This window comes from Clostridium sp. CM037, assembly GCF_055081095.1.
The window spans coordinates 2,655,589-2,669,476 of sequence record NZ_CM143650.1; the positions used below are offsets into that span (position 1 = coordinate 2,655,589).

Sequence of the window (13,888 nt, forward strand, 5' to 3'; positions counted from 1 at the left end):
GGGGTAATATCATGAGTAATAGCATTGGTTATCCTGAAAAGCAAGGATTGTATGATCCGGCCTTTGAAAAAGATAATTGTGGCGTTGGCTTTGTAGCAAATATCAGAGGTGAGAAAACCAACGGTATTATAAAAAAAGGGTTAAAAGTTCTTGTGAATTTAACTCATAGAGGTGCAGTGGGTGCAGATCCTAAAACTGGAGATGGTGCAGGTATTTTGGTACAAATTCCTGATGAATTTCTTAGGATTAGCTGTGACAATTTAGGCCTAGAGTTACCAATGGCAGGCAGCTATGCCGTAGGAATGATTTTTTTGCCAAAGGAACCTGCATTAAGATTTCAATGTGAAGGAATACTTGAAAGAATTGCCGAAGAAGAAGGACAAAAAATATTAGGTTGGAGATCTGTTCCTATAGATAATAGAAACATTGGAGACACAGCAAAAGGAACAGAGCCAATAATTAGACAGATTTTTTTAGGATCAAATTTTAAAGATCCGACTCTAACAGATGAGCAACTTCAAGAAGAATTTGAAAGAAGACTTTATATTATAAGAAAAAGAGCAGAAAAAGAAGTAATCAAATTGGTTAATAGAAGCACAGAATATTTCTATATCTGCAGTCTTTCTAGCAGAACAATTGTTTACAAGGGCCTTTTACTTGCCGACCAAATAAAAGGATTTTACATTGATTTACAAGACATAAATTTTAAGAGTGCGATTTGCCTTGTTCATCAAAGATATAGTACAAACACCTTTCCAACTTGGGATTTAGCACAACCCTTTAGATATTTGGCTCATAATGGCGAAATAAATACAATTAGAGGAAATAGAAACTGGATGAATGCTCGCGAAGGAGTTTTAAAGTCCAAGGTGTATGGAAAGAACATAAAGAAATTATTCCCAATTATTAGCCCTAATGGTAGCGATTCAGCTTCCCTGGATAATATGTTAGAACTTTTAAAAATGGATGGAAGATCTCTACCTCATAGCATAATGATGTTGATTCCTGAAGTTTGGATGTCAAATAATGATATGGAAGATTATAAAAAATCTTTTTATGAGTATCATGGTTCGTTAATTGAACCTTGGGACGGTCCTGCTGTTGTTGCATTTACAGATGGTATTCGAATAGGTGCAACACTCGATAGAAATGGACTTAGGCCCGCAAGATATATAATAACAAAGGATGGCTTTGCTGTTCTTGCATCTGAAGCTGGAGTACTTAAGTTTAAACCAGAGAATATCAAAGAAAAAGGCAAGCTTCAACCAGGAAAGATGTTTTTGATTGATACAAATGAAGGCAGAATAATTGAAGATGAAGAAGTAAAAAAAACAGTTTGCACAAACAAGCCTTATGGTGAAATGATTTTAAAAAATAAACTTTATCTAGAAGATTTTGATGCTGTAATTAATGACGTTAAAATAGACAAAGATATTTTAAAGGAAAGGCAACAAGCCTTTGGATATTCTCTAGAAGATTTAAGGATTATACTATCTCCTATGGCAAGAGATGGTAAGGAACCCATTGGCTCTATGGGAAATGATACACCACTGGCTGTATTATCTAATAGGCCTCAACTCTTATTTGCTTATTTCAAGCAACTTTTTGCTCAGGTTACCAATCCACCAATAGATCCAATTAGAGAAAAAATGGTAATGTCACTTATGAACTATTTGGGATCTCAAGATAATGTTTTAAATCAAGATCTTACTGATAACCCATTTATAGAAATAAAGAGCCCTATCTTAACTAATTTAGAAGTAGCTAAGATTAAAAATTTAAAAGATAACGCTTTTAAAACTACAACAATTCCCATAACTTTTAAAGCAGATACTGGAATTGAAGGATTTAAAGATGCCCTAGACAAGCTTTGCAAAAGAACATCTGCAAGAATTGAAGAAGGCTATAATATTATCGTTCTTAGTGATAAATCAGTAGACTCTTATGATGCTGCAATCCCAAGCTTACTTGCATTATCTGCCGTTCAGCAGCACTTAACCCGCAAAAAGACCAGAACCTCTGTTTCTATTATAGTCGAAACAGGAGAAGCTAGAGAAACAATGCATTTTGCCTTATTAATTGGCTATGGGGCAACAGGTGTTAATCCATATCTTGCATTTAAGTCTATTGATAATATTATAAATGATGGCGATATAGAAAATGTTTCTATAGAAAAAGCCCATGAAAACTATATACTTGCAATATCACAAGGGCTTCTAAAAATATTATCAAAAATGGGAATTTCAACTATACAGAGTTATCATGGAGCACAAATTTTTGACGCAGTTGGCTTAAGTTCTGATTTACTCCAAAAATATTTTGGTGGAACTTCTTCTAGAATTGGTGGAATTGGTGTAGATACCGTAGCAAGAGAAGTATTAATTAGGCATAAAAATGCCTTCAACAAATTAAGAAAACCTATAGCTGAACTTGATGTAGGAGGGGCATATTCTTGGAGAAAAGGTGGAGAACACCACTTATTTAACCCGGATACAATCTTTAAACTTCAAGTTGCTACAAAATCAAATGATTATAATTTATATAAAGAATATGCAAAAGTGATAAATGAGCAGGACAAGAACTTATGTACAATTAGAGGATTATTTGAACTTAATTATGGGAACGGAATTCCAATAGAAAGTGTTGAACCAATTAGTGAAATAGTAAAACGCTTTTGCTCAGGTGCAATGTCCTTTGGGTCCATCAGCAAGGAAGCCCATGAAACTATGGCTATAGCTATGAATAGGCTTGGTGGAAAAAGCAACACTGGTGAAGGTGGAGAGGATGCCGAAAGATTCAAAGTTGATGAGAATGGTGATTTAAGAAGAAGTGCAATTAAACAAATAGCTTCCGGTAGATTTGGTGTAACTGCTGAATATCTTGTAAATGCAGACGAATTGCAAATAAAAATAGCTCAAGGAGCAAAACCTGGTGAAGGTGGTCAACTACCAGGCAAAAAAGTTGATGCAAATATAGCTAGGCTAAGGCATTCAACCCCTGGGATTGATTTAATTTCCCCACCACCTCATCACGATATATATTCTATTGAAGATTTAGCTCAGCTTATTCATGATCTAAAGAGTGTAAACCCTAGGGCCAGAATAAGTACAAAATTGGTTTCAGAGTTAGGTGTTGGAACCATAGCCGCCGGAGTTGTTAAGGCACATTCAGACGCTATAGTAATAAGTGGTCATGATGGAGGAACAGGTGCTTCCCCACTTTCCTCAATAAAACATGCGGGGCTACCTTGGGAGCTTGGACTTGCTGAAACCCAGCAGGTATTGCTTTTAAATAATTTAAGAAGCAGAGTAACCGTTCAAACTGATGGTCAGCTTAAAACAGGACGCGATGTTGTTATTGCAGCACTTCTTGGAGCAGAAGAATTTGGGTTTGCAACTACAGCTCTTGTAGTGCTCGGTTGTACTATGCTAAGAAATTGTCATTTGAATACTTGTGATATGGGCATAGCTACGCAAGATCCAGAACTTCGTAAGAATTTCAAGGGAAAACCTGAATACGTGGTGAATTTCTTTACATTTATTGCCAAGGAAATAAGAGAGCATATGGCGAGACTTGGTTTTAGAACTATGAATGAAATGATAGGTAGAGTAGATAAAATTAATCAGAAAAAGGCTATAGACCACTGGAAAGCAAATGAACTAGATTTATCAAATATTCTATATAAACCTGATATGCCCAAAAGGATTAAGCGGTACTGTGTAATATCACAAGATCACGGGTTAGATACTTCTTTAGATTTCAAGCTTATTGAAATGGCAAAAATATCCCTAGAAAATGGAATGAAAAGCACCTCTAATTTAGAAATTGAAAATGTTAATCGTTCTGTTGGTGCAATGTTAAGTGGAAGAATTGCTATGAAATATGGCGCCGCTGGACTTCCTGACGATACAATAACATTAAATTTTGTTGGGGCAGCAGGTCAGAGTTTTGGAGCCTTTGGTGCTAATGGATTAACATTAAACTTAGTAGGAGATGCAAATGATTATGTTGGCAAAGGATTATCAGGTGCTAAAATAATTGTAAAGACACCAGAAAATTGCAGTTTTATTCAAGACGAAAACTTCATCGCGGGTAATACAATTCTTTATGGAGCGACTTCTGGTAAGTTGTTTATAAACGGATTAGTAGGCGAACGCTTTGCAGTAAGAAATTCAGGAGCCCAGGCTGTAGTTGAAGGAATTGGAGACCACGGTTGTGAGTATATGACAGGTGGAATTGTAGTTATTATCGGAAGAACAGGCAGAAACTTTGCAGCCGGAATGAGCGGTGGTATAGCATACGTTATCGACGAAGATGAAACATTAAAATCAAACTGTAATATGGAAATGATAGAAGTAGAATTAATAACTTCAGAACCAGATTTATTACAACTCCATTCGATAATAAAAGAACATTTTGAAACAACTAACAGCCATAAAGCAAGTAAAATTCTAAATAACTGGAAAGAATACAAGTTAAAGTTCAAAAAAGTAATACCAACCGCTTACAAAGCAATATTAGAAGGTAAATAGAAGCTATAGAACTGTCTCTCTTTAGGGACGGTTCTCAGTTTTCAATTTTTGGAGGTGTTAAATTTGGGAAAATTGTATGGTTTCAAAGAATTCAAAAGAGAAACTGCAAATAAACGCCCTGTAAAAGATAGAATTAAGGACTCTAAAGAATTATTCATAGAATTTCCAGTTGAAAAACTGCGTCAGCAAGGTGCAAGGTGCATGGAATGTGGTGTTCCTTTTTGTAACTGGAGTTGCCCTCTAGGAAACTTAATTCCAGATTGGAATGACATGGTATATAAAGAAAAATGGGAAAAAGCATATAACAGGTTAACCCTTACAAATAATTTCCCAGAGTTCACTGGCAGGATTTGTCCCGCCCCTTGTGAAGGTTCATGTACATTAGGAGTTAATGGAGACCCTGTTGCAATAAGGGAAATAGAATTAAATATTATAGAAAAAGCATTTTCACAAGGATGGACAAACCCTTTAGAGCCTAGAGTTCGGACTGGTAAAAAGGTCGCTATTGTTGGTTCGGGTCCATCGGGCCTTGCGGCAGCTGCTGAACTTAACTCTGTAGGCCATGATGTAACTGTTTTTGAAAGGGACGATGAAATAGGCGGGCTTTTAAGATATGGCATACCAGATTTTAAATTAGATAAAAGCATAGTTCAAAGAAGAGTGGATTTTATGATTGAGGCAGGAGTTAGCTTTAAAACTAATGTAAATGTCGGAGTTGATTATTCTGTAGACACTCTTTTATCTGAATTTGATGCAGTAGCTTTAACTGGTGGTAGTACAATTCCTAGAGATTTATTAGTTGAAGGCAGAGAATTAAAAGGTGTACATTTTGCTATGGATTATCTAAAACAACAAAATAGAAGAGTTTCAGGCAAAACAATAGAAGCTAGTGAGATAAATGCTAAAGGCAAAGTTGTACTGGTACTCGGAGGCGGAGATACTGGCTCAGATTGTATTGGAACTGCAATAAGGCAAGGAGCTAAGAGCGTATATCAATATGAAATTATGCCAAAGCCCCCTGTAGATAGAGACGACACAATGCCATGGCCTTCATACCCTAGAACACTAAAAACTACTACTTCTCATGAAGAAGGTTGCAACCGCGATTGGAATATTACTACAAGAAAATTCACTGGTGAAGATGGCGAAGTTACTACGCTCCATGCATCTAAAGTTGAGTGGACACGTAATGAAAAAGGTATGCAACAAATGAGTGAAATACCAGGTTCAGAATTTGAGCTCAAAGTTGACTTGGTTATTTTAGCTATGGGTTTCTTGCATCCACAACATGAAGGTATGCTTACGGACTTAACTTTAGACTTTGATAACCGCGGAAACGTTATTGTAGATGATAATTATATGACTAATTTACAAGGCGTTTTTGCAGCTGGAGATATGAAAAAGGGCCAATCATTAGTTGTTTGGGCAATATATGAAGGTCGCGCAGTTACTAAAAATATTGATAAGTATTTAATGGGGGAAACCTCATTAAGGGGGTAATAATAAATAGGAGTGCGAGAACTATGAACTTTCTCCTGCGTGACTCCAAATAAGAGTTTGAAACGTGAAATTCCATTAAATGTTTCTACTCTTCTTATTCAACACACCTAGGTACGAAGTCACTTCCGGAGAAAGTTCATACTATATCGCATATATAGTAATTAGTACATCCTATGGTATGTATTTTAATAATATAAAAGATAAGCCGAAAGTTTAAACACAGCCTTCTGCTTATCTTTTATATTTTGCAATCTTTAAGAAAATCCGCAAATTTTGAGTTTCCCTTAATTCGGATTATGAGAAGAATACGTAGTATGTTGACTAAAGATTATATTATTCAGCAACTTTCATACGCCACCAAATTTCCTCGTCTGTTTCCTTATATTTTTCCATTCCACACTTTTGCAAAACTCTGTGTGAAGCAATATTGTCTTTTTCTGTTTCCGCAATGATAATAGAAACATCATGTTGACTAATAGCCCACTCACAAATAGCCTGTGCTGCCTCGGTCATATACCCACTATTTTGATAGGTACTATTGATACCATATCCTATTTCAACCTCACCATTTTCATTTGGACATTTCATAAAACAAGCACTACCAATAGCCTTATTTTCTGATTTTAAAATAATCTGCCAATTTGTGTACCAACAATATCTATCTCTATTTTTTACAGCTTCTTGATATAATCCCTCCATGGCTTCTTGAGTATCTCCATCTAAACATTCATTTGAAGCACTTAATTTTAATTCCTTCTCCATTTTATCAATTCCATCAAGCAATAATTTAAACTGATGAAGTGTCAAGGGGATAATTTTTAAACGTTCTGTACTTAACTCCATTTAATTTTTCTCCTTTTCTTTTTATATGAGTAAAATATTCTATAATTAATTCGCCATTTTTTACGAGTACAACATAGCTATTTTTATGCGAAAAATATTAGTAGAACTCTACCTTTAATTCTCCATTAAAATATTTTTCGGCTTTTAACAAAAGCTGTAAGGTTTTGTCTGCATAATCACCTAAGTTAGTTTTACTATCTTGAAAGTTACTCCATACGACCGTTAATGGAAGCTCAATTTCTCCTGTAAGACAATCCCATAGAGCATCTAGATTTTTGCCATAATAGTCAGGGAGGTTTAGCGCTGATTTAAATATTAAATGAAGTTGCTCCATATTAGTAAAATCTTTACCGTCTAAAACTATTGTTTTCATGTTAAATCCCCTTAGAACCATAGTTGTCATAATAACATATAAATGTCTGATAGTGATCTATTGTACCATAAATCATACCATCATTTGAGTATAGTATTCTATCAGCACCTCTATGTCCACCAAAATAATTAATATCACATTCATGCCATACTCTACCATGTGCATCTGGCAAAACTCGTTCTGAATTAGTAAATATATCTCCTCCTATACTTTTATATGGAGCATATTTCCATAAATCCTCACCTGGGCGCCATCCTAATTTAGATGACTGAGTCTTAGTAATGTAATTGCTTGGTAATTTCCGCTGTGCATGAATATAATCCGCTACACCTTGAAAACTATTTATACCTGGATTAATATTAGTACTAGCAATGACTGAATTTTGTGGTGAAAAACCTATTAATCCAACAAGCAAAACAACAAAAGCAATACAAAGTTTTTTTAAATACTTTTTCATACCAAATACCATCCTTCCCTTTTAATTTAATCCTTATATGCTTATATCATATTTTAGTTTTTATGGGTAAGGGCACACTGCTAATATAAACACATCTACATTATACTCTTTTTTTGTAACAAGTGTATTATATTGTAATTACATTACTAAAATTTATATAAAAGCCACAGATGAGAATTTTACTCCTAACCTCAGGCTTTAACGACATTTCAGAAGGAAAGGGTAAATAAGTCCACCTAGAGAATATCTAAAATAAATATATCTAGAAGAGACGGTTACTATAAGAATTGATGATTCAGGAACGCATGTTGTGAAATTTAATCATGCACATGTGAAGTAGTAATTCAAAAAAGGAAAATACATATGGAAAAGGTATAATTAAACTTTAATAATTTTATTCTTTATTGGATAATATAACCCATTAAAAAGTATAGGTACACTCTTGCCTTTCCAATATTGTCCATCTTCACATTTTGATACTTGCATATGCAAATGAGGCCGAGGGGTTAACCCACTGTTCCCTATAATTGCTAATCGTTGCCCTGGTTTTACATCATCACCTACTTTTACAGTTATGCTATCCTTCTCCAAATGTCCCATAACTATATAATAATTATCTATTTTTAATATTACCCGATTTCCAACATTATAAGGATATTTCCCACCAAATGGAATATTATCTTCTATTCCATTTACTATTTCAACTACAGTAGCCTCACATGGGCAATATACCTTTTCATGAAATATCTCATAGATGTATTTGATTTTCCACTTTTATGTATCTGAGCTTTATTATGATAATTGAGTAATGAGCTAATCTTACCATCCCCACCATCCGTAATAATATATTTACCATCTTTAAATGGTAATAATAAATTTACACAATCCTCTGGCTTCTTTGAAGCACGAATAGCACTAATATTAAAATACATTAAGATTAAAGATGGAATTAAAACTAAAACATCTGTAAAAACTTTAATATCAAATATACTTTGTATGCCTGTATTAATAAAAATAAAATTTCTGCAAGCAACTATTAAATAAATCAAAACTAAAAAATATCTAATATAGTAGTTTGTAAATTCCCAAGGAGCTGTCTTAAATAATAATAATATGAAATTACCTACAAAGAAAATATATATAATATTATCAATGAGATTACCTTTTCCAAATTCAAAAATACCAAATAAAATTAGTATAGGTAATACTATATTTAATATTTTTGTTGCAATAAATAATTGAACTCTACTTAAAAACATTACTATTCTCCCCCGTCGTTATTAATTCTTCACAATAGCTTACAATTATGTATGTATCGCTCTTTTATGATATAAATAACCTTTAATAAAATTATAACATATTTTTCATATTATACTTAAGTAATTATTTAATAATCAACATAGAATTAGCACATTCATGAATTGGATAAACTTCGCCTTCTATACACACTCATAATAATGCCTACGGATACCATATTAATAATCCCTAAAGGGCCTCCATAGCTTATAAAAGGAAGTGCAGTTCCTATCATAGGGAATAAATTTAGATTCATTAATATATTTGCTGCGAATTGAACTATAAATATACTAATCAAACCGCTTATAAGTAATCGTCCATAATTATCTCTAACATATTTTGAAACATGTAGAATTCTATATATGAAAGAAACAATAATAGAAATAATAACCGCGGCTCCAAGCCACCCAAAAGTATGTACTATATAAATAAAAACAAAGTCTGATTGCATCTCAGGTACTTTTAACAGTGCCTCATTTGCAGAAAACCCATGTCCGAAAATTCCCGATGTATGAGCTATTTGTACATCTGTACATTTAAGAATCCTACTCCTCTTGCATCCGAGAATGGGTGTAAAAAAGTAAAAAACCTACTTATTCTATATGGTTCTGATACAATATAATACAGAAAACAAATAGTATTAAGTGCAACAATGTAAATTACATATCTTTTTTTCAGATTAGATTTAAGAGCTAAAACTATAAATGTAATAAAATAAATTCCACAGTAACCTAATCCTTGAGCAGCCAGCATTAAAAGCATTGGAATAATTAAATACCCTACAGCTTTAATTAAATTCATTTTTTTATTCCAGTCATCGTTATTGAATATACCTGCTAGTGCTATTATAAATACATATAAACTAATTGCTTTAATATCAAATGTAAATCTCCCTACACTAATAAAAGGACTTCCATTTATAGGGTGACTTATAAAAAATGATAAGGCAAATAATAAGCACATGCACCCCCCCTTATATTTTTATGGCATATGATACCATTTATACCTAGTAATCCGATACATCGATATCATAAATATAATAATAACATTATATTCCAAAATATCAATATAGAATATAATATTTTTTAATTTTAGGGACTATATTTCTCTTAAAGAAGATAATAATTAACGAAATTGTATTAAATGAAATAACAATAGACAATAATGCTGATGTTGTACTTCCATGTGAATGGAGTATATTTTCAATTATGTTTTTAACAATACCTCTTCTATAAGCTACTTCCAAATCCTTCAAAATAAAAACACCTAGAAGAATTTCTTCTAGGTGTTTTTATTTTGTCATATATTACATATCATTACTTTTAGGATTCATGATTTTCTACCCTTCCATTGTCGGGCAGGGGTCACTCATTTGAATAACTTTCTTTAGAACTAGCACAGTTCTACTAGGTGAATACACTATAATCCCAGGTTTATTCCCCTTATTTCGTAATGTTTTCGCGCTGTATATATAATCTGTTGCAATTCTGTGTTGGCCACCGAATATCGTTTCATCACTATTAAAGATAATCTTATATTCACCCATCTCGCCAGTAGGTAGTTCATATTCTGAGAAAGAAGCAGATGGATTAAAATTAAATAAAAATACTAATTCACCTTTTCTGAAAGCAATCATATTTTGCTTATCATCAGTCCAAAGATTTTGGAGGTCTGTTGCACTTAAAACATTATATGTTTTTAATAAAATTAGCATTTCTTTATCAAAATTTGACAAATATTCATACTTAAGATCTTTATTATCCATCAGACTCCATTGTCTTCTTGCGTAATTATAACTCCAATTATTACCTTCTCTTGGGAAGTCAATCCATTCCGGGTGACCAAATTCATTCCCCATGAAATTTAAATAGCCTTCACCAGCTAAAGTTATAGTAATAAATCTAATAAGTTTATGAAGTTCTACTGCTCTATTTATTATTAAATTATCATCACTTTTTAGCATGTGAGAATACATTTCCTTTCCGCCTAAACGGAACATTAAGGTCTTGTCACCTACAAGTGCTTGATCATGTGATTCAGAATACCCTATATTCTTTTCCTCAGGCCGTCTATTAGTTAACTCGTGCCACAATTGACACATGCTCCATTTTTCATCTGGCAGTTCTTTTAACAATTTCACCCAAAGATCAGGCACTCCCATAGACAAACGATAATCGAAGCCGATGCCACCAAAATCAACTGGCAGACACATTCCAGGCATTCCGCTCATATCCTCTGCAATAGTTACTGCATTAGGTTTTACTTCTCTTACTAAGTCATTAGCAAATTGAAGGTAAGTAATTGCTTCTATATCCGTATCCATACTAAAGTATTTACTGTAATCCGAGAACACTACTCCAAGCCCTTGGTGGTGATATAACATCGATGACACACCATCAAATCGATAACCATCAAAATGGTATTCCTCTAGCCAAAACTTAATATTCGACAAAAGGAAATGAAGAACTTCTGGTTTCCCATAATTAAAAAGTTTTGTACCCCATGCTGGATGATTCCCCTTAACTCCAGTATGGAAGAATTGATAATCAGTTCCGTCAAACTCATTAATCCCCTCAGCTATATTCTTAATTGAATGAGAGTGTACTAAATCAAGTAATACCGCAATTCCCATAAGGTGGGCAGCATTAACTAATGTTTTAAGCTCTTCAGGGGTTCCAAACCAAGATGAAACAGCAAAAAAATTAGATACTTGATAACCAAAAGAGGCATAATATGGATGTTGCATTACCGCCATAAGCTGCACAGTATTATAACCAGCAGCCTTTATCCTTGGAAGAATATTTTCTGTAAACTCGCTAAAAGTACCCATTCCTTCTTTTTCCTGGGACATACCTACATGAGCCTCATATATAAACAATGGCAATTCGCTATCAACATGAAATTCACTATCCCGCCACTTAAATTCAAAGTCTGGTTGCCAAATTTGTCCTACAAAATCATTAGTAATAGGATCCTGCATCGTCCGCTTAATATAAAGAGGAATTCTATCTCTTGATACACCTTTAGCCACTACCCTTACCTTAACATAGGATAAATGTTTTAGGGCTTGTACCCCTGGCAAAAAAATCTCCCAATTTCCACTTTCTTTTCTTATCAATGGATGTGTTTGAGGATTCCAAGAGTTAAAATCGCCAATTAAATAAAGAGCATCAGCCATAGGGGCCCATTCTCTATAAACCCATCCACCCTTAATTAAATGGAACCCGTAAAATAAGTCGCCACTCGCAAAAGAGTCAAAGCTTTGATTATTACCAAGTAATTCTTTTTTACAAGATGTATAACGTTCCACTCTAATCCTAATATCACTTTCAAACGGCTTGAGATATGGATCAATCTCTATTATTTTGATGTTTTTATTTTTATAATCCTCCATTTAAAAATTCCTTTCGTATTTGAAATTATTGCAAGCCAAAATATTTATTACTAATATATCTAATTCGACTAAATATTATCAATTCCTTTGTTCTTCAAATAAATAAATAAATAAATAATAAACTCAAAAATAATTATAACGACTTAAATTTAGTCTATTAGTAATGAAATTATTATATCTATTATATTTTTCTCACTTGATATTATCTTGTTTTATAAGGGCGTTTATTATAGCTGAACTAGCTATAAATAATAACCCAGCTTGTGGTGCAATCATTGTGAAGTCAACCAGTCCATGCCCAATTATTACAGCTTGAATACCTGCCAACATTGGAACTAATCTACAATTTTGTGCATGAAGTATCTTTAAATTTCGGAATAAATTAATTTTCATATAGGTATATATGAGAAGCCCAACAGCTCCAAGTGTTGTCATAATAGTAATCCAGATATTGTGACCGTGGTATAGGGTTGCATAATAATACCCTTTCATGAAGCTTTCTCCATGGTCAGTTATCCCCATAATACCCCAACCCGTAAAAGGCTTAAGTTTTATCATTTTTAAACATCCATCCCATATTCCAAAACGACTATTGAATGAGGTATCGAAATCATGTCCGGTTAAATTTTTAAGCATTTCTGGTGGTACAAAAGTAATTACAGCCGTAATTATAAATATTGTGATAAACAGCCATATATCTTTTTTATTACCTTTAAGTAGATAAAATATAAAAACGCCAAATAATAGCCCCATAAAAGCACCCCGAGATCCCGTTAAACACAATGCAATAACAAAGAGGATTGTCGCTGTCTCATAAAATAATTTTGCAGTTTTTGATTTAATGCTACAAAAATAAATACCTACAAGAATCATTATAGCAAACCAGTTCCCCGCTACATTAGGATTTCCAAAGGTGCTATATATTCTACCATTAACTGCTGGCTGAGCTGTGCTTTGAAGAAATCCCCCCCAAATATTAAAATTAAAATACTCATATAACACTTTCTCAATAATTCCAAAAATTGCTGAGAACAGAGAAAAAAACACTAAATACATATATATCTTTTCCACCATATTTTCATTTGTACAATAATTTTGCAAAAAAATACTAACACATAGATATATAAAGAGAGCAAAAGATGCAACAATTGATGTAAAACTATAATTTATAACTCCTACTATTAAAGACCAAATAAATAGTAAACAAAGTCCTATATTCCAATAATTTTTATCTATCTTAATTTTTTTAAATAACACCATATATATCATATATAATAATGGTATTATGGTCGTATAAGGAGAAATGATTGTTAATAAAACTAAAATGCCCATAATAAAGCCACCTTCATCTCTAGTAATTTTTTTTCGTAAGCATAATGATAAGTGCCCAAGAGAATTAACTTATCATTTTGTAAACTGCAATTCCATTAAGTACTAATATTAACCTTGTCACCTCTTTCTATTATATACTAGCCTTGGTATTATTGTTTACT

12 protein-coding genes are annotated in these 13,888 nt (G+C 33.1%); 2 read left to right on the forward strand and 10 right to left on the reverse strand.

Annotated elements, in window-relative coordinates:
- Nucleotides 1-11 precede the first annotated feature (11 nt).
- Both gltB and ACWJKP_RS12925 read left to right on the forward strand, forming a co-directional pair.
- Nucleotides 12-4,532: a glutamate synthase large subunit gene (gene gltB / locus ACWJKP_RS12920; protein WP_165414042.1), complete on the forward strand. Its 4,521-nt coding sequence runs from the start codon at nt 12-14 to the stop codon at nt 4,530-4,532.
- Between the two features lie 63 nt (nt 4,533-4,595).
- Nucleotides 4,596-6,032 (forward strand): glutamate synthase subunit beta, encoded by a 1,437-nt coding sequence (locus ACWJKP_RS12925; RefSeq protein ID WP_165414041.1) that lies wholly within the window; start codon nt 4,596-4,598, stop codon nt 6,030-6,032.
- A gap of 333 nt (nt 6,033-6,365) precedes the next feature.
- Here ACWJKP_RS12925 and ACWJKP_RS12930 read toward each other — a convergent pair whose 3' ends face one another.
- The 10 genes from ACWJKP_RS12930 to ACWJKP_RS12975 all read right to left on the reverse strand — a co-directional run bounded on the left by ACWJKP_RS12930 (nt 6,366) and on the right by ACWJKP_RS12975 (nt 13,727).
- On the reverse strand, nt 6,366-6,875 hold the full coding sequence (locus ACWJKP_RS12930) for a GNAT family N-acetyltransferase (protein WP_165414040.1): 510 nt from the start codon (nt 6,873-6,875) through the stop codon (nt 6,366-6,368).
- A gap of 97 nt (nt 6,876-6,972) precedes the next feature.
- Entirely contained in the window at nt 6,973-7,248 is a 276-nt protein-coding gene (locus ACWJKP_RS12935) for a barstar family protein (protein ID WP_165414039.1), read from the reverse strand.
- A gap of 1 nt (nt 7,249) precedes the next feature.
- Complete coding sequence (locus tag ACWJKP_RS12940) at nt 7,250-7,705, reverse strand: ribonuclease (protein ID WP_165414038.1); 456 nt, start codon at nt 7,703-7,705, stop codon at nt 7,250-7,252.
- A 378-nt stretch (nt 7,706-8,083) separates the two neighbouring features.
- Nucleotides 8,084-8,470: a peptidoglycan DD-metalloendopeptidase family protein gene (locus ACWJKP_RS12945; RefSeq protein WP_165414052.1), complete on the reverse strand. Its 387-nt coding sequence runs from the start codon at nt 8,468-8,470 to the stop codon at nt 8,084-8,086.
- Nucleotides 8,410-8,964: a hypothetical protein gene (locus ACWJKP_RS12950; RefSeq protein WP_165414037.1), complete on the reverse strand. Its 555-nt coding sequence runs from the start codon at nt 8,962-8,964 to the stop codon at nt 8,410-8,412. The genes ACWJKP_RS12945 and ACWJKP_RS12950 overlap by 61 nt, the downstream gene beginning before the upstream one ends.
- Nucleotides 8,965-9,119: 155 nt before the next feature.
- A complete protein-coding gene (locus ACWJKP_RS12955; protein WP_165414051.1) occupies nt 9,120-9,569 on the reverse strand; it encodes an FtsW/RodA/SpoVE family cell cycle protein in 450 nt (149 codons plus the stop codon).
- The gene (locus tag ACWJKP_RS12960; RefSeq protein ID WP_462961203.1) at nt 9,518-9,964 is read right to left on the reverse strand and encodes an FtsW/RodA/SpoVE family cell cycle protein; all 447 of its coding nucleotides are present in this window, start codon (nt 9,962-9,964) and stop codon (nt 9,518-9,520) included. The genes ACWJKP_RS12955 and ACWJKP_RS12960 overlap by 52 nt, the downstream gene beginning before the upstream one ends.
- A 100-nt stretch (nt 9,965-10,064) precedes the next feature.
- Nucleotides 10,065-10,256 carry a hypothetical protein gene (locus tag ACWJKP_RS12965; protein WP_165414035.1) on the reverse strand — a complete coding sequence of 64 codons (192 nt, stop codon included), beginning with the start codon at nt 10,254-10,256 and terminating at the stop codon, nt 10,065-10,067.
- Nucleotides 10,257-10,340: 84 nt separating this feature from the next.
- Nucleotides 10,341-12,395 (reverse strand): alpha-amylase family glycosyl hydrolase, encoded by a 2,055-nt coding sequence (locus tag ACWJKP_RS12970; RefSeq protein ID WP_165414034.1) that lies wholly within the window; start codon nt 12,393-12,395, stop codon nt 10,341-10,343.
- Between the two features lie 192 nt (nt 12,396-12,587).
- On the reverse strand, nt 12,588-13,727 hold the full coding sequence (locus ACWJKP_RS12975) for an O-antigen ligase family protein (RefSeq protein ID WP_462961204.1): 1,140 nt from the start codon (nt 13,725-13,727) through the stop codon (nt 12,588-12,590).
- Nucleotides 13,728-13,888: the final 161 nt, after the last annotated feature.